The 23,160-nt window shown below is 52.3% G+C and carries 17 protein-coding genes; 7 read left to right on the forward strand and 10 right to left on the reverse strand.

Translation table 11 applies throughout. The features are described from left to right. Positions 1-54 precede the first annotated feature (54 nt). From gudD to R9X49_RS14920, 3 genes are all read right to left on the reverse strand, one after another. Positions 55-1,395, reverse strand: a complete 1,341-nt coding sequence (gudD, locus tag R9X49_RS14910) for a glucarate dehydratase (protein ID WP_319849146.1) — start codon at positions 1,393-1,395, stop codon at positions 55-57. Positions 1,396-1,430: 35 nt separating this feature from the next. Next, a complete protein-coding gene (locus R9X49_RS14915) occupies positions 1,431-2,768 on the reverse strand; it encodes an enolase C-terminal domain-like protein (protein ID WP_319849147.1) in 1,338 nt (445 codons plus the stop codon). Between the two features lie 615 nt (positions 2,769-3,383). Beyond that, on the reverse strand, positions 3,384-4,736 hold the full coding sequence (locus R9X49_RS14920; protein WP_319849148.1) for an MFS transporter: 1,353 nt from the start codon (positions 4,734-4,736) through the stop codon (positions 3,384-3,386). 743 nt (positions 4,737-5,479) lie between these two features. Between R9X49_RS14920 and garD the strand changes: the two genes are divergently transcribed. The 4 genes from garD (at position 5,480) to R9X49_RS14940 (ending at position 10,386) form a co-directional block, all read left to right on the forward strand. Continuing rightward, positions 5,480-7,054, forward strand: a complete 1,575-nt coding sequence (gene garD, locus R9X49_RS14925) for a galactarate dehydratase (protein ID WP_319849149.1) — start codon at positions 5,480-5,482, stop codon at positions 7,052-7,054. A gap of 653 nt (positions 7,055-7,707) precedes the next feature. Further along, complete coding sequence (locus R9X49_RS14930; protein WP_319849150.1) at positions 7,708-9,243, forward strand: methyl-accepting chemotaxis protein; 1,536 nt, start codon at positions 7,708-7,710, stop codon at positions 9,241-9,243. Positions 9,244-9,414: 171 nt separating this feature from the next. After that, positions 9,415-9,825, forward strand: a complete 411-nt coding sequence (locus R9X49_RS14935) for a FlxA-like family protein (protein WP_319849151.1) — start codon at positions 9,415-9,417, stop codon at positions 9,823-9,825. Positions 9,826-10,029: 204 nt separating this feature from the next. After that, positions 10,030-10,386: a FlxA-like family protein gene (locus R9X49_RS14940; RefSeq protein WP_014916499.1), complete on the forward strand. Its 357-nt coding sequence runs from the start codon at positions 10,030-10,032 to the stop codon at positions 10,384-10,386. A gap of 92 nt (positions 10,387-10,478) precedes the next feature. Here the strand turns inward: R9X49_RS14940 and R9X49_RS14945 are convergent, their stop codons facing one another. From R9X49_RS14945 to R9X49_RS14965, 5 genes are all read right to left on the reverse strand, one after another. Continuing rightward, positions 10,479-10,700 (reverse strand): DUF3820 family protein, encoded by a 222-nt coding sequence (locus tag R9X49_RS14945; RefSeq protein WP_319849152.1) that lies wholly within the window; start codon positions 10,698-10,700, stop codon positions 10,479-10,481. Positions 10,701-10,703: 3 nt separating this feature from the next. Next, the gene (gene ligA, locus R9X49_RS14950; protein WP_319849153.1) at positions 10,704-12,758 is read right to left on the reverse strand and encodes an NAD-dependent DNA ligase LigA; all 2,055 of its coding nucleotides are present in this window, start codon (positions 12,756-12,758) and stop codon (positions 10,704-10,706) included. Between the two features lie 135 nt (positions 12,759-12,893). After that, positions 12,894-14,330 (reverse strand): bifunctional D-glycero-beta-D-manno-heptose-7-phosphate kinase/D-glycero-beta-D-manno-heptose 1-phosphate adenylyltransferase HldE, encoded by a 1,437-nt coding sequence (gene hldE / locus R9X49_RS14955; RefSeq protein ID WP_319849154.1) that lies wholly within the window; start codon positions 14,328-14,330, stop codon positions 12,894-12,896. A gap of 131 nt (positions 14,331-14,461) precedes the next feature. Continuing rightward, entirely contained in the window at positions 14,462-17,317 is a 2,856-nt protein-coding gene (gene glnE, locus R9X49_RS14960; protein ID WP_319849155.1) for a bifunctional [glutamate--ammonia ligase]-adenylyl-L-tyrosine phosphorylase/[glutamate--ammonia-ligase] adenylyltransferase, read from the reverse strand. A 52-nt stretch (positions 17,318-17,369) separates the two neighbouring features. Continuing rightward, the gene (locus R9X49_RS14965) at positions 17,370-18,707 is read right to left on the reverse strand and encodes an inorganic triphosphatase (RefSeq protein WP_319849156.1); all 1,338 of its coding nucleotides are present in this window, start codon (positions 18,705-18,707) and stop codon (positions 17,370-17,372) included. Between the two features lie 320 nt (positions 18,708-19,027). Between R9X49_RS14965 and R9X49_RS14970 the strand changes: the two genes are divergently transcribed. Both R9X49_RS14970 and R9X49_RS14975 read left to right on the forward strand, forming a co-directional pair. Beyond that, entirely contained in the window at positions 19,028-19,648 is a 621-nt protein-coding gene (locus R9X49_RS14970) for a TIGR04211 family SH3 domain-containing protein (protein WP_015841553.1), read from the forward strand. 108 nt (positions 19,649-19,756) lie between these two features. After that, positions 19,757-21,001, forward strand: a complete 1,245-nt coding sequence (locus R9X49_RS14975) for a multifunctional CCA addition/repair protein (RefSeq protein WP_319849157.1) — start codon at positions 19,757-19,759, stop codon at positions 20,999-21,001. 63 nt (positions 21,002-21,064) lie between these two features. On the opposite strand, the gene bacA is transcribed toward R9X49_RS14975, so the two are convergent. Both bacA and folB read right to left on the reverse strand, forming a co-directional pair. Next, a complete protein-coding gene (gene bacA / locus R9X49_RS14980) occupies positions 21,065-21,883 on the reverse strand; it encodes an undecaprenyl-diphosphate phosphatase (protein ID WP_319849158.1) in 819 nt (272 codons plus the stop codon). A gap of 146 nt (positions 21,884-22,029) precedes the next feature. Next, positions 22,030-22,383, reverse strand: coding sequence for a bifunctional dihydroneopterin aldolase/7,8-dihydroneopterin epimerase (gene folB, locus R9X49_RS14985; protein ID WP_319849546.1), 354 nt, complete (start codon positions 22,381-22,383; stop codon positions 22,030-22,032). 128 nt (positions 22,384-22,511) lie between these two features. On the opposite strand from folB, the gene plsY reads away from it, so the two are divergent. Beyond that, positions 22,512-23,147, forward strand: coding sequence for a glycerol-3-phosphate 1-O-acyltransferase PlsY (gene plsY / locus R9X49_RS14990; protein WP_319849159.1), 636 nt, complete (start codon positions 22,512-22,514; stop codon positions 23,145-23,147). The last annotated feature ends 13 nt before the right edge of the window (positions 23,148-23,160 follow it).

The following is a 23,160-nucleotide window of genomic DNA, read 5'->3' on the forward strand; positions in this document are numbered from 1 at the left end:
ATTCCAGCGCCGCTTACCTGAAACGGCGCGCTCAAAAAACGGAAAATCAGAACGTTAGCGAACCAGACACGGACGTTTATTATCAAACGTCCACTCAGGAATAAGGTACTGCATTCCCATGGCGTCGTTACGTGCGCCTAATCCCATGTTTTTATACAGTTCGTGTGCTTTCATCACCTGATCCATATCCAGTTCGATGCCCAGACCCGGTTTCTTCGGCACTTCCACCATACCGCCAACAATCTGCAACGGTTCTTTCGTCAGGCGCTGATTGCCTTCCTGCCAGATCCAGTGCGTATCAATCGCCGTAATCTTGCCCGGTGCCGCTGCCGCGACCTGGGTAAACATGGCCAGTGAAATATCAAAGTGGTTATTGGAGTGAGAACCCCAGGTTAAGCCCCATTCGTGGCACATCTGCGCCACACGTACGGAACCTTGCATCGTCCAGAAGTGCGGATCGGCCAGCGGGATATCGACCGATTGCAGCGAAATGGTGTGGCCCATTTGTCGCCAGTCGGTGGCAATCATGTTGGTTGCCGTCGGCAGCCCCGTCGCACGACGGAACTCCGCCATCACTTCACGGCCGGAGAAACCTTGTTCCGCACCGCATGGATCTTCCGCATACGCCAGCACGCCGCGCAGCTGTTTGCCCAGACCGATGGCTTCATCCAGCGACCAGGCACCGTTTGGATCCAGCGTGATACGCGCCTGCGGGAAGCGCTTCGCCAGCGCGGTAACCGCTTCGGCTTCTTCGCTGCCGGCCAGTACGCCGCCCTTCAGTTTAAAATCATTGAAACCGTATTTTTCATACGCCGCCTCAGCCAGACGCACGATGGTTTCTGGCGTCAGCGCCTCTTCGTGACGCAGGCGATACCAGTCGCATTTCTCGTTAGCCTGACTCTGGTAAGGCAAGTCGGTTTTATTGCGATCGCCGATGTAGAACAGATAACCCAGCATCTCGACGGCATCACGCTGTTGGCCGTCGCCCAGCAGTGAGGCCACGCTGACATTAAGGAACTGCCCCAGCAGATCAAGCATCGCGGCTTCTATCCCCGTGACGACATGGATAGTGGTGCGCAGATCGAACGTCTGCAAGCCGCGACCGGAGGAATCACGGTCGGCGAACTGTTCACGCACCGCCGTCATCACGTTTTTGTACTCACCCAGCGTTTTGCCCACCACCAGCGCGGCTGCGTCTTCCAGCGTCTGACGGATTTTCTCACCGCCGGGAATTTCACCGACACCGGTATTCCCAGCGTTATCTTTCAGAATCACAATGTTGCGAGTGAAATAAGGTGCATGTGCACCGCTCAGGTTGAGCAGCATACTGTCGTGACCTGCAACCGGAATAACCTGCATGTGGGTAATAACCGGCGTTGAATTTTGCAATGTCATTTTCTTATCCTTTCTCTCTCATTTTTTATGTAGGGTTAGCGGCCAAAAACCGGGCGTTTGCGGTCAAACTTCCAACCAGGAATCAGGTACTGCATGGCGACGGCATCATTACGTGCCCCGCTCGGTAATTTTTTGTACAGTTCGTGGGCTTTCATCACCTGTGCCATATCCAGCTCAATCCCCAAGCCCGGGCGATCCGGCACCTTAATTTTGCCGTTGACGATTTGCAGCGGCTCTTTGGTCAGGTGCTGCCCTTCCTGCCAGATCCAGTGCGTATCAATCGCCGTCGGGTTACCCGGTGCCGCCGCGCCCACGTGCGTGAACATCGCCAGCGAAATATCAAAGTGATTATTGGAATGGCAACCCCATGTCAGGCCCCACTCATCACACAGTTGGGCGACGCGCACTGCACCGTGCATCGTCCAGAAATGCGGATCGGCCAGTGGAATATCGACTGCCTGCAACATCACGGCATGGTTCATTTCACGCCAGTTGGTAGCAATCATATTGGTCGCGACCGGCAGCCCGGTGGCGCGACGGAATTCCGCCATCACTTCACGACCAGAAAAACCTTGTTCGGCACCGCACGGATCTTCCGCATAGGTCAGAATGCCTTTCATGTCTTTGCATAAACCAATCGCTTCATCCAGCAGCCAGGCTCCGTTTGGATCGACGGTAATGCGGGCATCCGGGAAACGTTTCTTCAGCGCCTTCACGGCATCGATTTCCTGCTCACCGGGCAACACGCCGCCTTTGAGCTTGAAATCTTTAAATCCATAGCGGTCAGTGGTGGCTTCAGCCAAACGCACAATCGCCTCACTGTCCATCGCCTGCTGGTGACGCAGGTGATACCACTCGTGCTTACCTTTTTCACCGCATAAGTAAGGCAGGTCCGTCTTTGTGCGGTCACCGATATAGAACAGGTAACCGAGCACGGTGACTTCATCACGCTGCTTCCCTGGCCCCAGCAGCTCGGCAACGGGGACACCCATAAATTGCCCCAGCAGATCGAGCAGCGCAGCTTCGAGCGCCGCGACCGCATTCACGCGCAGTTCAAACGTCCAGGCGCCTTTGCCGAAGGAATCAAAATCAGAAGATTGGTTGCCGACATGAATGTCATGAACCAGACGGTTCATGCGGGCGATTTGTTCGCCTTTCACGCGAGGAATGGCCTCAACCAGCGTGTTGTAAATAACTTCACCGCCGGGGGCTTCGCCGACACCGGTATGCCCGGCGCTGTCGGTTAAAATGACGAGGTTACGCGTAAAGTAAGCACCATGTGCGCCGCCGATGTTCAGCAACATGCTGTCATAGCCCGCGACGGGGATGACTTTCATGTCGGTAATTACAGGGGTCGCTGAAAAGTTTGTCATTACAGGCTCCCGTCACGAATGGCGCGCACAGGGTTTACGCTTAGGTTTCCGATGTTTGCCAAAACGCAGGAGCACGTTGAGGATGAGGAAAATAATTCAGTCATACAGAAATAAAAAACAGATGGTGCACCAGTAGATGATTTCATGTTGTTTTCCTACTTTATTAGCGCGACCTTGTTTTTACTCTGATTTGAAATGGTAATGCTTGTAGGGTTATCAGAATAAAAACAGGTTATAACTGTCCCGATACCGAAATAAACCAGTCAGGAAGGCAATGTTATAATCCGCACCGCCTTACCAACCTCAGGAAAAAGTATAAGTTTTCTTATTTCACAACTCATTGGGCAATAGCACAGCATTCCCTGTCGAAATGCAGATTAAATATGTCATTATCACAGGCCAATGGGAGGTGTTTCACGAAAACCGGGGAAAGCGAATTTCCGCCTTATAAACCCCGAAATACGTCCCCTTGGCGCTCGATGTCGAAGAGATAAAACCCAGCTTTCCATGAGGTAAATAAACGGCAAGCCTAATAACGAAACGCTGCGCCATCAGTACGATGCCGCAGCGTTTGTGTCATTGCCTATATGCAAATTAATACGGTAACGAATGGCCTTACTTCTTAACGAATGGCTTCAATTCGATACGTTTAATATCCTGTACGATAAACAGGTAGCTGACGATGGCAACCAGCGCATGAATCCCGACATACACAAGACCGCCATTGAAAGAGCCGGTCATGCCGATGATGTAGCCAATCGCAATTGGCGTCACGATACCAGACGCGTTACCGAACATGTTGAACAGCCCGCCACTTAATCCACTGATTTCTTTCGGTGCGGTATCAGCCATAACCGCCCAGCCCAGCGCGCCAATGCCTTTGCCGAAGAAGGCCGCAGACATCACCGCAATAACGACCCATTCGGTTTCTACATAGTTACAAATCACCATCGACATGGAGAGCAACATACCGAGGACGATAGGCGTTTTACGAGCAAAAGTCAGGGAGTTGGTCCGGCGCATCAGGTAATCGGAAATGATGCCACCCAGAACGCCGCCAACAAAACCACAGATAGCAGGAACCGAGGCGACAAATCCCGCTTTAAGGATCGACATACCGCGAGCCTGAACCAGATAGAGCGGGAACCAGGTGATGAAGAAGTAGGTCAGTGCGTTAATACAGTATTGACCGATGTAAACGCCAAGCATCATACGGGACTGCATTAATTGCTTGATCTGATGCCATTTTTCACCCTTCTCGGTCGCTTTCTTCGACCCCTTGGCATCCATGTTAATCAGTGCGCCACCGGCCTCGATGTAATCCAATTCAGCCTGATTCACACCAGGATGATCTTTCGGATCATGGATCACTTTCAGCCAGACAAAGCTGAGGATGATACCCAATCCCCCCATGAACCAGAACACATGCGCCCAACCCACCGCATGTACCAACCAGCCCATGATAGGAGCGAAGATCACGGTCGCAAAGTACTGTGCCGAGTTAAATATCGCCACCGCCGTTCCACGTTCTTGTGCGGGGAACCAGGCAGCGACAATGCGGCTATTTCCCGGGAAGGAAGGCGATTCACACAAACCGACCATAAAGCGCAAAAGGAACAGAGAAATGACGATGCCAGCACCGCTGAAGATATCGACAAAGCCTTGTAATAAGGTAAAAACCGACCAGGTGAAGATACTGTAGAAGTAAACTTTCTTTGAGCCGAAGCGATCGAGCAGCCAGCCTCCGGGGATTTGCCCAATCACATACGCCCAGGAGAACGCTGAAAAGATATAACCCATCCCTACCGCATCCAACCCAATCTCTTTGGACATAGCAGAGCCAGCGATGGACAATGTGGCACGGTCGCCATAGTTAAATGACGTGACGATAAACAACATCACGACAATCCAGTAGCGGGCGTTTGTTCTCTTTTGTATCGCGCCAGCTGCTGAGCTTACTGTATTCATGATGAACTCCTGCTTCAATCGCGGTTCGCTCATTCATTCCGAATAACAGATAACGTGTAGGGTTATCAGAATGAAGATCAGTGGATATCCCCGTCATACTTCAAGTTACATGTGTGTTGGCTGCGTTACTCGGTCCACTTACGTGGACCTCGCCCCGCTGGGGCCGCTGCAAGCAGCGTTCAAATCTGCCTCTGGCAGATTTGTCAGTCACCCGATGAACTTACCTAAGTAAGTTCATCGGGATTCCTTCTCTTGCCGCCTACCTGAAACTCGAATTATTTAGGGTATAGTTAAATTCCCATTTTTATTTTTCTTGCGAATAGCCAGGCTATATAGCTTCAGAGTAATTAGCTGACATCTTCAACTCGCCGGATCATTATAATTTTTACCTACTGCCCGCTCACTAGATAAAAGCACAACATTAAAAATGTCCTTTTGAATATGTTGGTGCACTTGCCCTATATAGTGCGAGGTGTTTCACGAAAAATGCCGCTATTCTCTTTTTACATTCGTACACATTATTTTCATTTCCCCCTTAAAAAACGCACGCAGGAAGAATGTGATCAAACTCACCAAAAACTGGGGCTTCGCCTGATAAATCATAAACAAAAAGACCGGGCTTAGGTCAATTGCATAATGTACGAGAAGAGAACCTCACGTATACTCGTTAGCGAGCAATGAAGTAATAGCGTGGTAATCGTTACCACGGCGTTTCTGATAAACCAATAATAAAGGCTTGCATCATGTCAGATAAATCAGAAAGTAATGCTGCACAAGAGCAGCCACTTTATATTAAGGTCCACGATTCTGATAATGTTGCCATTGTTGTTAATAATAATGGCTTACGTGCCGGAACCCGTTTTAATGATAATCTGGAATTAATTGAGCATGTTCCGCAGGGCCACAAAGTTGCCCTTGTTGATATCGCCAAATCAGGCGCAATTATCCGCTATGGTGAAATTATCGGGTATGCGCTACGCGATATTCCTAAAGGAAGCTGGATTGATGAATCCCTCGTCGAGTTGCCTCAGGCTCCCGCGCTAGAAACCCTGCCGCTGGCGACTAAAGTCCCGCCCTCCCTGCCTTCACTGGAAGGCTACACTTTTGAAGGTTACCGCAATGCCGATGGCAGCGTAGGCACGAAAAATCTGTTGGGCATTAGTACCAGCGTGCACTGCGTCGCGGGCGTGGTGGACTACGTCGTTAAAATTATCGAGCGGGATTTATTACCGAAATATCCCAATGTGGATGGCGTGGTCGCACTTAACCATCTCTACGGCTGCGGCGTGGCAATCAATGCACCTGCTGCGGTCGTTCCTATCCGCACCATTCACAACCTGGCGCTGAACCCGAATTTTGGCGGCGAGATACTGGTGGTGGGCCTGGGCTGTGAAAAATTACAGCCGGAACGCCTGCTGGAAGGGACGCCAGACGTACAGGCCATCTCCCTTGATGACAGTAGTATTGTCCGCTTGCAGGATGAACACCACGTTGGTTTCCGCTCGATGGTGGATGACATTCTGACAATGGCAGACAGGCACCTGCAACGACTGAACAAACGCCAGCGTGAAACCTGTCCGGCCTCAGAATTGGTTGTCGGCATGCAGTGCGGCGGCAGCGATGCTTTCTCTGGCGTCACCGCTAACCCAGCCGTCGGTTTTGCATCCGACCTGCTGGTACGCTGCGGCGCAACCGTCATGTTCTCCGAAGTAACTGAAGTGCGCGACGCCATTCATCTGTTAACGCCGCGCGCCATCAATGAAGAAGTCGGTAAACGTCTGCTGGAAGAAATGGCCTGGTACGACAATTACCTCGACAGCGGCCAGACCGATCGTAGCGCCAACCCCTCACCAGGCAACAAAAAGGGAGGTCTGGCGAATGTGGTGGAAAAAGCGCTCGGCTCCATTGCCAAATCCGGCACCAGCGCCATTGTCGAAGTCTTGTCCCCCGGTCAGCGCCCAACCAAGCGTGGGCTAATTTACGCCGCAACGCCAGCCAGTGACTTCGTGTGTGGCACCCAGCAGCTTGCTTCCGGTATTACCGTGCAGGTCTTCACCACGGGGCGCGGCACGCCCTATGGCCTGCTCGCGGTACCCGTCATCAAAATGGCAACCCGTACTGCATTGGCAAACCGCTGGCACGATCTGATGGATATTGATGCCGGTACGATTGCTACCGGAGAAGCCACGATCGAAGACGTGGGCTGGCAGCTTTTCCACTTCATTTTGGATATCGCCAGCGGCAAGAAAAAAACTTGGTCCGATCAATGGGGGCTTCATAACGCCTTGGCCGTCTTCAATCCGGCACCGGTAACCTGATTATCGTTCTCCGCAGGCCAGAGCCATTATCCGGCCTGCGGATCGCGTTATTTGATCTACAATAAATTCAGCGCTAATAAAAATGCTAATTAAAAGAACAAACAGCAGGCAAGCAACATTTACTTTCATTCACGCAAAGAAAAAATAAAAAAAACTTAACAAATAATTCGTCTTAGCTTCAATTTCATTGATTCAAAAATACCCTTTAAGAATAATCCCTATTTACTCCCCACCTATTCTTAATCATTTTTTTACCAATTATTTATTGCCAATAAAATGAATCAATTGACAGGTAATCGTCCCCATCATAAATTTACGCGTGCTGAAAAAGCGTGCTAACACTGATGAAATATTTGTTACAAAAATACAGTCACAAAAACTCCATCACGCACAATATAGGGTCAATAGCCCGCTCATAAATAATGCCTGGCATTATTTTATATAAATGAGTGAGCGCCCAAAAAATTTCAGTATACCCATTTGAATAACTTGAATATTTACACAGCAATATGCCTGACAGATTTCACGGGATGTACCACGCGGCAGCGACACAGCGTTTTAGCTTCTGTAATAATCAGAACGACTGAAACGAGGAAAGCGGCCAGTATGGCTGAACCTGGGAACTGAGCGGGATACGTACGCCGGGGTTTCTAATGAGAGTGAATACACCTGTTACACAGCAGGAGTATCTGTTAGACATGGACACCATATTGATGTCCACGACAAATATTCACAGCCACATTACTTATGCCAACTCTGCTTTCATTAAGGTTAGTGGTTTTTCTGAAGAGCAGCTCATCAACCAGCCACACAATATTGTGCGTCACCCTGACATGCCCGTTGAAGCCTATGCCGACATGTGGTTTACGTTGAAACAAGGCGATAGCTGGACAGGATTAGTTAAAAACCGTCGCAACAACGGCGACCACTACTGGGTTCGCGCCAATGTTACGCCGGTCTACCAGCAGGAGCATCTCGCAGGCTATATCTCGGTACGCAACACGCCCAGCGCCGAAGAGATCAAATCTGCCGAAGCGCTGTATAGCGCCGTGCAGAAAAAACAGGCGGGCAATCGTAAGTTCTACAAAGGGCTGGTGGTTCGCACTGGACTCTTTGCACCGCTGTCGCTATTGCAGAAGTTGTCAGTCCGCTGGCGCTTACGCATAGCGGTATTGACGGCGGGACTCATTCCCACGCTGCTCGCTTTCAGCGGCATGAATCCACTGTGGTTACTGGCACTGGCGCTGTTGCTCATTGTTATCCTGGATCAGCTGCTGCAAAAGCAAATTGCGCAGCCAATCAGGATGATACTGAAGCAGGCTCAGCATGTGGTCTCAGGCCGTAAAGTAAAGCATATCCATCTGAATCGAGTAGATGAAATCGGCTTGCTGCTGCGTTCCGTTAATCAGTTTGGCCTGAATTTGCACTCGCTTGTTGATGACGTTAGCACGCAGGTAAACGGTATTACCAACGTCAGCCATAAGCTGGCGGAAAACAATATCGACCTGAATACGCGTACAGAAGAAACATCGGCAAACCTGCAACAAACCGCCGCCGCCATTGAAGAAATTACCGTTGCCGTGCAGCAGAGTGCTGAAACGGCGGCACAGGCCACCACCATGGCTGAAGCCGCCAGCAGTACCGCGCTTAAAGGTGGCAATATCATGAAAGAAACCATCGGCATGATGGATTCCATTTCCAGCGCTAGTGATAAGATCGTTGATATCATTGGCGTGATAGACAGCATTGCCTTCCAGACTAACATCCTTGCGCTGAATGCGGCGGTTGAAGCGGCGCGTGCCGGCGTACAGGGACGAGGGTTTGCCGTGGTAGCCGCCGAGGTTCGTAATTTAGCACAGCATTCCGCCTCTGCAGCCAAAGAGATTAAAGCGCTCATCGACGCCAACGTTGAAAGTGTGAAACAAGGCAGCACAATGGTAGAAAACGCGGGCAAACATATCAGCGACATCGTTGATGAAGTCTTGCAGGTCTCCACCATGATCAAAGAGATCAGCAACGCAACGCATGAGCAAACCTCGGCATTGGGCCTGATCAATACCTCTATTGCACAGATAGAACAAATGACACAGCGCAATACCGATATGGTTACGCACTCAACAGAAGCGGCTGAAGGGCTAAACCTCCAGGCAAGGCGGCTGAATAGCGCGATTAACGTGTACGGTAGCTAACGAACGTCATTCCTTCAATTGCAGCAAGGGAGCAGGAAGCGCCCTTGCTGTATCTTCTTATTACCCTCCAGAAAGTGCGCAGTAACCCTCTCCCGTTTGTAAGTTTTTCGTAAAGAAAAGCACGACGCAGCCGATAATGATCGGAGAATTGACTTATTTCAGGAGGAAGTGATGTCCATTACAATGAATACGGTGTCAAACGTGACAGCGACGGCCTCTGCGGCCAATAAGTCTGCAACGAACAAGGCTTCATCTAATACAGAGAGTAAAGCGGCATCTACCGCGGATACGGGTAGTGGCGCTCAACAAAAAATTGCCGCAATACAAAATCAAATCAAGCAACTGACTAACAAGCTAAAAGAGCTGGGTACATCGGCCGAAAAGGCGCAAAGTGAAGCCGAGCGCAAACTCATCAAGCAGCAGCAGCAGATGATCCAGGCGCAAATTCAGGCGCTCTATGCCGAAATTGCCCGTATCCAAAAAGAAGAAGCAGAAAAGAAAGCGGCCGAGGCTGCGTCAAAAGCGACATCACAACAAACTGAAAATAAAGACAAAAAAGACGGTGTTGATATCTACGTCTGACAGCAATATCTGCCGCATTCCCTTCTTTCTTTCTCTCTCTTTCCTGACTGATACATTTTGTTACATGAGCTGTCAGGAAAGTGAGTATTTCATGCTTCATTGCCAACAATATCCCCTTCGAGAAAGTGCTTAAATTGCCGATATAACGGCTTGTACCCCGAATAATTCGGGTATATCGGCATCTTTTCATTTTCAGGAGGGAAAATGTCAAACACCATCAGCAGTATCAGCGTATCGACAACAACAGCAAGCAGCAGTAAAAGCAGCAACACCTCAGAGCAACAGATTGCGCAGCTAACCAAGCAGGTTCAGGCGCTTACCAAACAGGTGAGTAAACTGACCGAATCAGCTTCCAGCGCAGAAAGCGATGATGAACGTAAACTGATCGAACAGCAGCAGCAGGCCATTCAAGCACAGATCCAGGCGTTACAGGCACAAATTGCCCGCTTGCAGAGTGAAAAATCAGAACAGCAGTCTGATTCCACATCTTCGGCTCAAAGTGCTAAACAAGAAGGCGTTAATCGCCCGACAGCAGATAACCAGATTAATATCTACGTCTAGTCTGCGTCAGGGATGGGGTAGCCAGTAAAGGTAAAAGGTCGCTTGATTAAAGCGACCTTTTTTCATCAGAAATTACCGCTGGAAATGGATAGTCAGGAACGGGGCCGCTTCAGCGGCGTTACCAACCCTTGCAGACCCTCTATTTTGATTGTCAGCGTAATTTGCATCAACTCCCCTAAGCGACCATTGGGAAATTCGTCCTTGCGGGAGAACCACAACAGGTACTCTTCAGGCAAATCAATCAGCACTCGTCCTTTGTATTTACCAAAGGGCATCTGCATCGTGGCAATGTCTATCAGGTCTTCTTTTTCCATCGCTTACTCTCCCAATAGTCGGATCATTTCCGCCTCGTCGATCACCGGGATTCCCAGCTCCTGCGCTTTTGCCAGCTTAGAACCTGCAGCTTCACCGGCGATCACCATATCGGTTTTCTTCGAGACGCTGCCACTCACTTTTGCTCCTAACGCCGTTAGCCGATCTTTGGCTTCGTCACGGGACAAAATGCTCAGCGATCCGGTCAATACCACCGTTTTCCCCGCGAATGGGCTGTCGATCTCTTCAGCCTTGACGACCAGAACCTCAGGCCAGTGAATGTTGATGCCAGCGGGATCGGTCAGTTCGCGAATAACGGTTTGGTTGTGCTCTTCCTCAAGGAAATGACGTACATGCGCGGCAACCACTTTACCGACATCCGGCACCGCCAGCAGCGCTTCTTCATCGGCAGCAAAAAGTGCCTCCAGCGAACCAAAATGGGCAGCCAGGTTGGCAGCGGTGGATTCGCCAACATCACGAATCCCCAACGCATACAGGAAGCGCGCCAGCGTCGTGGTTTTCGCCTTTTCCAGCGCGTTGACCAGATTCGTCGCAGACTTCGGCCCCATGCGATCCAGACCCGTCATGATCCCTGCGCTTAGGCGAAACAGATCGGCTGGCGTCTTGACGTACTCTTTTTCCACCAACTGATCGATGATCTTATCGCCCATGCCTTCCACATCCAACGCACGGCGAGAAACAAAATGCTTCAGCGCTTCTTTACGCTGGGCACCACAGATCAACCCACCGGTACAGCGCGTAACAGCCTCCCCTTCTACGCGCTCAACGTCAGATCCACACACGGGACAGGCAGAAGGGAAAACGATCGGTTGTACCGTTGCTGGCCGTTCAGATTCCACGATACCGACAATCTGTGGGATCACATCCCCCGCTCGACGCACAATCACGCAATCGCCAATCTGCAAACCGAGCCGCTCAATTTCATCCGCATTGTGCAATGTGGCATTGCTGACGATGACCCCAGCCACGGCGACCGGTTCCAGACGCGCGACTGGCGTAATCGCCCCTGTGCGCCCAACCTGAAACTCGACATCACGTACCCAGGTCAGCTGTTCCTGCGCCGGGAATTTAAAGGCTACTGCCCAGCGAGGCGCACGGGCAACGAACCCTAACCGCTCCTGCAGCTCCAGAGAGTCAACTTTGACAACGACGCCGTCGATATCAAAACCTAACGAGCTGCGGGTTTGTTCGACCTGACGATAAAAATCCAGTACCTCAGCCGGACCAGTACAGAGCTTGATTTTGTCACTAACCGGCAGCCCCCACGCTTTGAACTGCATCAGCCGTTCCCAGTGGCTGGCAGGCAATTCGCCGCCTTCCAGCAGGCCGACGCCATAGCAGAAGAAGGTCAGCGGACGTTTAGCCGTAATGCGTGGGTCGAGCTGGCGCAGCGATCCAGCAGCAGCATTACGCGGGTTGGCAAAGACTTTACTTCCCGTTCGGCGGGCTTCTTCGTTCAGCTTTTCAAAACCGCTGTGTTTCATAAACACTTCACCGCGCACTTCAACACGGCGCGGAATATTGTCACCTTCAAGGCGCAACGGAATCGCCGCCACGGTACGAATGTTACTGGTGATATTTTCCCCAGTCGTGCCATCCCCGCGCGTGGCCGCCTGCACCAGAACGCCGTCTTCATACAGCAGGCTGACCGCTAAACCATCCAGCTTTAGCTCACAGCAGAATGTCAGATCGTCACCGTTTTTCAGCCGGTCGCCAATTCGCTTGCTGAAGGCCAGATAGCTCTCTTCATCAAATACGTTATCCAGCGATAACATCGGCACTTCATGGCGTACCTGTTCAAATGCCGCCAGCGGCGCTGCCCCCACTCGCTGCGTGGGAGAATCGCTGGTTACCAGCTCAGGGTGATCCGCCTCTAACGCTTTCAGTTCCTGCATGAGTTTGTCATATTCGACATCAGGAATTTCGGGCGCATCTTCAACGTGATATTTGTATTCGTGATGGCGTAAGACCCGGCGCAACTCCGCTACCCGCAGTGCGACCGCATTCACTTCGGCTGGTTCTTTCTTCACTGGTTTCATACCTGTTTTATCTGACGTGTCGCCCTGTCGGCGTTATGATTGTTATGACTCTCGCCCGTGATGTGCCAGAGCGAGAATCATTAGCTTGCGGTCTGAACGGCGTCGGGATCACTCAAGCGCCGTCAGTTTGATTTTTTAAGGTTTAGACGCGTTGGCTTTAATCGTGTTGATGATGTTCGTTGTGGAGCAGCCGTCCTCAAAGTTCAGGACTTTCACTTCACCACCGTTAGCCCAGACCTCTTCACTACCGGCAATTTCATGTGGCTGGTAGTCTCCGCCTTTCACCAGAATGTCCGGCAGAATGCTGGCAATCAGGCGCTGCGGCGTATCTTCTTCAAACGGCACAACCCAGTCGACGGCTTCCAGCGCGCCCAGCACGATCATCCGCTGCGGCAGCGGGTTGACGGGGCGAGTCGGCCCTTTCAGGCGTTTGGTTGAGGCATCGCTGTTTACTGCAACAATTAACCGATCGCCAAGTTTGCGGGCATTTGCCAGATAAGACACATGCCCAGCATGCAGAATATCGAAGCAGCCGTTGGTCATCACAATCTTTTCGCCACGCTGACGCGCCAGTTCAACGGCATTTTTCAGCTGTTCTTCTGTCATCACGCCAAACCCAGTGTCGGCACGGCCACGGATAGCGTTTTCCAACTCAATCGGTGTGACCGTTGACGTACCCAGCTTGCCAACGACAACGCCTGCGGCGGCATTCGCCAAGAAACAGGCTTCTTCCAGCGGGTTACCCGCCGCCAGCGCAGCGGCCAGCACGCCAATGACGGTATCGCCTGCACCGGTCACGTCGTACACTTCCTGCGCCTGCGTTGGCAAATGCAGCGGTGCCTTGCCAGGCTGTAGCAGCGTCATCCCTTGCTCGGAACGCGTAATCAACAACGCGGACAGGTCGTAATCGGCCACCAGTTGCATGCCACGCTCAACCAGCTCTTCTTCCGTTTTGCAACGCCCTGCGACTGCTTCAAACTCAGACAGGTTCGGCGTCAGCAATGTCGCGCCACGGTAACGGGCAAAATCTGTGCCTTTCGGGTCGATCAGCACTGGAACACCCGCGGCTTTTGCCGTCTGAATCATGGTTTGCACATGCGCTAATGCTCCTTTTGCATAGTCAGACAGCACCAGCGCACCAATTTTTGGCAACGCCAGTTGAATACGCTCGATGATCGGCTGAGGATCAATGCCCTCAAAGCCCTCTTCGAAATCCAGTCGGATCAACTGCTGATTACGCGACAGCACGCGCAGCTTAGTGATCGTCGGGTGCGTAGGAACCGAGACAAAATCACACTTCACATTCACTTCGCCAAGTTTGGCATTCAGCGCGCGTGCGGCATCATCAATACCCGTTAACCCCACCAGACGCGAACCCGCACCCAATGCAGCGATGTTCATGGCGACGTTCGCCGCGCCACCCGGGCGCTCTTCGATCGTATCCACCTTGACCACAGGCACCGGAGCCTCTGGTGAAATTCGGCTGGTCGGCCCATACCAGTAACGATCCAGCATGACATCACCCACCACTAACACACCCGCTTGACGGAAATCAGGCAGCGTCACTTTCATCCTTTACTCCAGGCTTATTTCGCATAATGCGTGTAATAATATCATAGGCACAATCATTACACGCCACCGCAGCACGGCTCTTTGCTGAGCATTTGGCCGCATAACCCATCATCATATAGTCAAGAGGAAACCTAGGCTCCCACTAACCACTTATTCCAACTCACCAGCACCTGTTCCCGCTCCGCAACAAACCGATCCTTGCTGACCCGGCCGGACAGTTCCTGCAAGGCCAGATGGTGCAGCTCATTGCGCATGGTGACATAGGCCAGTTTGAGCGCATTGGCTTCGCTTTCTTCCATCACGCCATACTGCGCCATCAGTTCCAGAATGCGCACATTGTCTGACCAGCGGGTCAAACGCGGTTCCTGAGCGGCGTAACGCAGCACCAGATACTGGGCAATAAATTCAATATCCGTAATGCCGCCCGCATCCGTTTTGATGTCAAAGAGCGCTTTATCTTTGTTCGCCAGATGCTGACGCATTTTTTCCCGCATTTCTCGCACTTCAGTCCGCAGAGTATCCGCATCACGCTCTGCGCACAGAATGCCGCGGCGAATAGACTCAAAGGTCTGCTGCACGCCGCTTTCACCGTACACCATACGCGCACGCACCAGCGCCTGATGCTCCCACGTCCACGCTTCATTGCGCTGATACTCATCAAATGCTTCTACCGTACTCACCAGCATACCCGCCGCACCCGATGGTCGCAGACGAGCGTCCACTTCGTACAAAATGCCTGATGACGTCCGGGTGCTAAACAGGTGCATGACACGCTGTGCGAGGCGCAGATAAAACTGGCGACCATCAATACTGCGCTCACCATCCGTCATCACATCCGAGGGACAGTCCAGCAAGAACACCAGATCCAGATCGGAGCTATACCCCAGTTCCCAGCCGCCGAGCTTGCCATAGGCAATAACGGCAAACCCACGACCTTCACGGTGCTGCAAATGGGACGGCTGGCCATAGCGCGCCACCATCTGTCCCCATGCCTGCTGAACCACTGCCGCGATAATCGCTTCCGCCAGATACGTTAAGTGATCGCTCACTTTCATCACTGGCAGTACGCCGCCGATATCACCTGCGGCGATGCGCAGTTGCTGCGACTGTTTAAACTGGCGAACCGCTTCCAACTGCTGTTCTTCATCATCCTCAGGTACGCGCATCAAATACTGGCGTAGTTCATCGGCATACGCGCCCGGAGCCGTCGGTTGATACAGCGTTGACGCATCGAGCAATTCATCCAGCAGCAGGGGATAGCGCGCCAGTTGGCTGGCAACCATCGGCGAAGCCGCACACAGGCGAATCAGTTGACCGAGCGCAGCGCGGGACTCCAGCAACAGTTCGAGATAGGTGGTACGCGTGACGATTCCCAGCAGTAACGGCGTCAAACGAGACAGCACCCTATCCGCTTCCTGACGGGCGCAGACCTCTGCCAGCAAACACGGCATGAGTTGATCCAACACATCCCGCCCGCGTGGCCCTATTGTGCGTTTCGCCACATCGTGGCGAAATTCCACAATCGTCCGCATCAGCTTCTCACGCACGGTTTCCGTAAGATGTGGCGTCAGCGGAGCCAGTTCGCCGTCATCCAGCGTATCCTGCCATAGGCTGCTATAGCTGCTATGTTCGGGGATATCATTATTGTCCGGCGCATCATCGCCAATCAGATCGTCGAATACGTGGCGCACCGCCTGCATATGCTCTGAAAGCATGGATTGCAGCGTGTCCCAACTGTCGAATCCCATTCCCCATGCCAGACGCTGCTGGTTCAGTTCATCACCCGGCAGCGTTTGCGTCTGCTCATCGGCAATGGCCTGCAACAGGTTCTCTAGACGACGCAGAAACAGGTAAGCCGTGCTGAGATCGAGCACCTGTTGCGGCGTTAATAGCCCCAGCGCTCCCACATGCTGGAGCGTAGGCAGCAGCGAACGTCCCTGTAGTCCCGGCTCACGGCCGCCGCGAATCAGTTGGAAAACCTGCGTAATAAATTCGATTTCACGAATCCCGCCGGCCCCCAGTTTGATGTTGTTGCGCAGATCCCGACGACGAACCTCGCGGGCAATCATGCTCTTCATATTCCGTAGCGACTGGATCACGCTGAAATCGATATAACGGCGGAAGACAAAGGGCTTCAGCGTGCTACGCAGTTCCTGACTGTAGGCATCATCCATTCCGCCCATCAGGCGCGCTTTGACCATCGCATAGCGTTCCCAGTCGCGGCCCTGCTCCTGATAATAATCTTCCATCGCCGCAAAGCTGAGCACCAACGGTCCGCTGTCGCCAAAGGGACGTAGCCGCATATCCACGCGGTAAACAAAACCATCGACGGTCGGCTGATCCAGCACCTTAATGAGTCGCTGCCCCAGACGCGTGAAGAACTGTGCGTTATCCAGCTCGCGCCGTCCGCCTTGTGTATGACCATTTTCGGGATAGACGAAGATCAGATCGATATCCGAAGAGAAATTAAGCTCTCCCCCGCCCAGTTTTCCCATGCCAAGAATCAGCAGAGGCTGCGCCACGCCCTGCGCATTGCAAGGTGTCCCCCATTCACGGCAACAGGCCTGATATAACCAGCTTCTGGCCGCCACAATCACCACCTCGGCCAGTTCACTCAACTGACGCAGCGTGTGTTCCGTGGTACTGGTTTGCAGCGCCTGCGACCACGCAATTCGCGCCAACATATGTCGCCGAAACCGACGCAATGCCGCCATCAACGCATTTTCATCGTTAACATCGGCCAGAGCGTTACTTAACCAGTCGGCGTAGTGCTGCCACTCTTCGGGCTGCGGCGGTTGCTGATGAATCCCTTGCCACCAGTCAGGATGCAACGCAAGCGCATCGCTGACAAAATCGCTCAATGCCAAAACAGCGGCATCGCTGTCCGTTATCGGTTCATCTGGTGCGGCTTCCCGTAAACGCGAGAGCGCACGCTGAGATTGTTCCGTCAGAAGCACAGGTAAAGCAGGCAAAGGAAGTATCGGCATGGGGGTTCCCTTGATGCGCCGCCTATCCTCACTGACAAGCGGCAGTTAACGGTTACTGTGACTGTCCGCCGCTATGTAGCCAGAACGGAGACAAGGCCAGCGCCTCTTTACGGTAGGCTTCCAGATACACGGAAGGTGCCTTTCCGGCAGCAAGCCGCTCAATTTCCTGGAGTAAGATCCGCCAGTGTTCAATGTAGGCTTCCACCAGTTCCGCTGGATACGCGCCGGACAAGAGAAGAAAAGCGCAGATACTACGTTGCAGACGAGGGATTTGCTGTTCGTACTGCGTTTCCGTCAACTTAGAAGAAAAGGCGCTTTTCAGATCCGCCGTGCTGCGGCTTAGCATAATGTCGGCAAAGCGTTTGAACGAACCCTGTAACTTAATGCGATCTTTATTATCCATATGGTCACGCCAGCCAGACTCGACCAGCCAGGAAGTCAGTACCAACTTACTTTGCAGGTAGTCGACGCTGTAGCATACTTCCGCGCCATCGGAGCTTTGTAGCCGGGCTTCCAAAGTGGCGAGTGCAGAGCGAAAAAGCGTAGTGACCTTGCGTAACACGACGCCCCCTACGAGCACCAGCATTTCGCGCATTAACGCACTGGCTTCTGGCAGGGCTTCACGGGCAGAGGCATTTCCTCTTACCCACAGTTCTTCGTGGTATTGCCAGTGACTCAACCCCAGTTCCAGCGCCGCACGGATGGCTTGATCGATATTGGTTTTTGGATCCACAACCAATCGATTGAGAGGCAGACACTCACGAACTGGATTACCTTTAGCCAGATGGTATCCACGCGCCGCCTTACTCAGGCTACCCTGCCGCATACCACCAAACTCTGCGATTTCCTTTGCCAGCTCCAGCAGGTGGGCAGTCTGACCAATCTTTAGTTCCATCTCCAATTCGCACAGCGGTTCACTCAGGTCGCCAGCGCGAATCTCACCACGATCTAACGCAACTTCAATCACACTTTGATAGTAAGTAAACACCCACTTTTCACGCGTAAAATCCGTGCTAAACAGCGGCTTGAGCGACGATTGCAGCGTTTCAACCTCGCAATCTTCCGGCCAGACGTCTGCCGGAAACAGGCTGAGATCCAGCTCAGCTTTCTCCAGTTCAACGTTATATTCTGGGTGTTGATGTAGCCCGCCAATCACCTTACCGGCCGTTTTCGCCGTCATTTCGTAGCGTTCATTTTCGCCACGAATACGCAGGCCGATGCCGTTGCGGCGCAGGTAATTATCCGCCGTTTCATAATAGGTATTGCTCAGACGCTGAGCACGCATGTGCTCATACTGACTGTAATCACTCTCCCAGTCAGCCAGTTGCGTCAGCAGCGATTCAACGCTGTCGGGATGAACAATAAACTTCAGCTCAATTTCTTCACTCATAGCATTCACAACACCAAAACCACGTTCATTATCCTGTCAGTAAATAACATTTTACTTCACCTTACTACTCTTACCGTACACACTCTTTTTCACCTGCGAACAAGCGCGCATTTCTTATGCAAACCAACCATCGGCTAAGCGGCTTTTCACGCTTAAACACGCCGCGCATCGCCTTCCAAGAACCTATCCCAGTGGACGTTATTGGTGCGAAATGGCCCTCATGCGCAGGTTCTAAGACAGTTCTCATTTCGGTTTATACATTGCCTCGTCAGACTTAAGTCTCTACTATCAGACCACCATTAACGCAACATGATGATCTTATGCAGAAATTAGGCTTACTCTGTTTTACTTTATTTTCTCTCACGCTGAGCTGGACCGCACAGGCGGAAGAAAAACGCTATATTTCCGATGAGTTATTGACGTATGTCCACAGCGGCCCAGGCAATCAATATCGTATCGTCGGCACACTGAATGCGGGTGCAGAGGTCACGTTGCTCAGCGTTAATGAAAACGCGGGCTATGCGCAGATCCGTGATGACAAAAACCGCACCACCTGGATTCCTCTTGACCAGCTTAGCAATACGCCGAGCCTGCGCACACGGGTGCCGGAGCTGGAAAATCAGGTCAAAGACCTGACGGACAAACTGAATAATATCGATCAGACCTGGAACCAGCGCACCGCTGATATGCAGCAGAAAGTCGCTGCCAGCGATGGTGTTATCAACGGATTACGTCAGGAAAATCAGGATCTGAAAAATCAGCTTATCGTTGCGCAGAAGAAAGTCAGCGCGGCGAATGTCCAGCTTGATGATAAGCAGCGCACCATCATTCTACAGTGGTTTATGTACGGCGGCGGCGTTGCTGGCATAGGCTTGCTGCTGGGTCTGCTGTTGCCGCACATCATCCCTCGCAAGAAGAAAAATGACCGCTGGATGAGCTAATCGAAATAAGTGCCTGCTTCTTGCAGGCATTTTTCTTTGCCGCCAACGCGGCCGCGCAAAGATGGTAGTATGTGGTGAAGTATTGGTTATTGATTCAGGAGCCCGACGTTGAAGATTTACCTTGTCGGCGGTGCTGTTCGGGACAGCCTGCTGGGTTTACCCGTCACAGAGAAAGATTGGGTGGTGGTCGGCGCAACGCCGGAGAATCTGCTGGCGCAGGGCTACCAGCAGGTTGGAAAGGATTTTCCCGTTTTCTTACACCCCGTTAGCCGCGATGAATACGCACTCGCGCGTACTGAGCGCAAATCCGGCAAAGGCTATACCGGTTTTGTCTGCCATGCCGCGCCCGATGTCACGTTAGAACAGGATTTACTCCGCCGCGATTTGACCATCAATGCCATTGCCCGCACCGAGCGGGGAGACCTCATCGATCCTTACCATGGTCGTCGCGATCTTGAGAATCGCGTTCTACGCCACGTTTCCGACGCGTTCAGCGAAGATCCGTTACGGGTGCTGCGAGTTGCCCGTTTTGCCGCGCGTTTTGCTCATCTCGGCTTCCAGATTGCAGAAGAAACCATGGCGCTGATGCAAAAAATGGCGCATGAGGGCGAGCTGGCTTACCTGACACCAGAGCGAGTCTGGAAAGAGACAGAAAAAGCGCTTGGCACCTCATCGCCAGATGTCTATTTTCAGGTGCTGCGTGACTGCGGCGCACTGGCCGTGCTGTTCCCTGAAATCGATAACCTGTACGGCGTGCCGGCCCCTGCTAAGTGGCACCCGGAAATCGATACCGGCATTCATACCATGATGACGGTGGCGATGGCCGCGCGCCTCAGCCCTGAGATTGACGTACGCTTTGCTACGCTGTGCCACGATTTAGGGAAAGGGCTGACGCCTCCCGAACTGTGGCCACGGCATCACGGGCATGGCCCGGCAGGGGTCAAACTGGTCGAAGCCCTGTGTCAGCGCCTGCGCGTGCCTAACCCGATTCGCGATCTGGCGAAACTGGTTGCCGAATATCATGACCTGATTCATACCGTGCAGGTGCTGCAACCTAAAACCCTGCTGAAGTTATTTGATGCCATTGACGTCTGGCGCAAGCCGCAGCGTTTGGAGCAGTTAGCGCTCACTAGCGAAGCCGACGCCCGAGGGCGGGCGGGTTTCGAAGATACGCCTTATCCGCAAGGCGACTATCTGCGTGAAGCCTTCCGCGTTGCCAGCCTGGTCAGCAGTGCGGACGTCGTCGCCGACGGTTTTAAAGGCATTGACGTGCGCAATGAATTGACACGTCGCCGCACTCAGGCATTGGCAGACTGGAAAGCCCAGCAGCCGGATACCTCAGCCTCATCCTGAAACAAAGAGGCCACGCTAATGCGTGGCCTCTTCTTTATCTAACGACTACCGACACTATCAATCTTACATAAACACCATGTAAACGACGCCCGCGACGATAAAACGGTAAATCGCAAACGGGATAAACGAGATGCGTTTGATGATTTTCAGGAAGGTTTTAATCGCAATCAGCGCCACGATAAACGCCGTCACAAAACCAACCGCAAACATCGGTACATCGGACAGCGACAGGAAATGCCAGCTTTTATACAGATCCAGAACGGTCGCGCCCATCATCATGGGAACCGCCAGAATAAAAGAGAACTCGGAAGCCGCATAGCGGCTGACGCCCACCAGCATCCCGCCGGAAATGGTCGCCCCCGAACGCGAAAAGCCGGGCCACAGCGCCAGACATTGAAAACAGCCAATCATAAATGCCTGGCGATGCGTGATGTCATCCAGCCCGACAGCGCGCGGTTTTTTAGGCTTGAACCATTCCGCCGCTAACAGCAGGAAACCACCGACAACCAGCGCATACATCACGTTCTGTGGGTAAAACAGCGATTTGATCACGTCATGGAAAACCAGCCCAAGCACCACAGCGGGAATCATCGCCAGCAAGATGTGCGTCAGTTTCAGACGACCCGCCGTATTACCCTCATGCGGGACTTCACCGAAGTGAATCCCAATCAGACCAAAGAGGCGGCGCCAGAACATCACGACAACGGCCAGAATCGAACCAAGCTGAATAATCACTTCAAACGTCTTGGCTTTCTCATCAACAAACCCTAACCAATGACCAACAATAATCATATGCCCCGTAGACGATACGGGCAAAAACTCGGTCAGTCCTTCGACCACGCCAAGAATAAATGCGATTAGCAATGAATGCAGGTCAGTCATCTAAAAATCCTTGCCTTTAATAAAAACGAAAATTCAGCCCATAAAAAAGCGGCCGCGTACTTTCGCGAGCCGCTATAACTGGCTTATAGACTGTTTAGGTTACGGTTTAGTTGCACGTAAATCAGTATTTTTCTGTTAAATAAGATTTATCGCGCGCCGCGTTCAATAATGACCCCAACCTGACGCGCCTGTGCCACCGCGCCCGGCTTGCTAAGCTTGATCCGCAACCAGGGGATCGAGAAGCGCTGCATCAGCATTTGTGCAACTTCTTCAGCGACGCGTTCTACCAGAGCAAAGCGCTGGTTTGCCACATGGGCAATCACCGCATCGCTGACATCAGCATAGCTCAAACAGTCATTAACATCGTCACTGGCGGCTGCCTGACGGTTGTCCCAGCCCATTTCGATATCGAACACCAGTTTCTGCTGGATAGTCTGTTCCCAATCGTAAACACCGATAGTAGTGATTACAGTAAGTTCTTCAATAAATACGATATCCATCACGCCATTCTCTGTTTTTGTCGCTGTCGGATACCACTTCCGACGGAATGTGCGTATTATCCACAGATGAGAAGAGTAAAACGACCCTTATTAAACGTCTCTCTATACAAACTAAACGGAATAGCGTTATGAGTGTTACCGCGCTTGGTATGATGTTAATCGCGTATCTGTGTGGCTCTATTTCCAGTGCGATTTTGTTTTGCAGAATTGCTGGGCTACCTGACCCGCGTCAGCATGGTTCCGGGAACCCCGGAGCTACTAACGTATTGCGTATTGGCGGCAAGGCTGCCGCTGCAACCGTATTAGTGTTTGATGTCCTGAAAGGCATGCTGCCAGTCTGGGCCGCTTACGCGTTAGGCGTTCCCCCGCTGTATCTCGGGTTAACCGCCATCGCTGCCTGCCTCGGCCATATCTATCCGGTCTTTTTCCACTTTCGCGGCGGCAAAGGTGTGGCAACGGCTTTTGGCGCCATCGCACCGATCGGCTGGGATCTGACGGGTCTGATGACTGGCACCTGGCTACTCACCGTGCTGCTAAGCGGCTATTCCTCACTCGGTGCCATCGTCAGTGCGCTCATCGCACCGTTTTATGTCTGGTGGTTCAAGCCACAGTTTACTTTTCCCGTCGCGATGCTCTCTTGTCTGATCCTGATGCGTCACCACGACAATATCCAGCGCCTCTGGCGCGGGCAGGAAAGTAAAATCTGGAACAAGCTACGCAAGAAGAAACAGCCAGAAGACGAACAGACGTCCTCCGAAGAATAAGGCAAAAAAATTC

Origin of the sequence: Pectobacterium carotovorum (genome assembly GCF_033898505.1) — a bacterium.
Classification (GTDB): domain Bacteria; phylum Pseudomonadota; class Gammaproteobacteria; order Enterobacterales; family Enterobacteriaceae; genus Pectobacterium; species Pectobacterium carotovorum_J.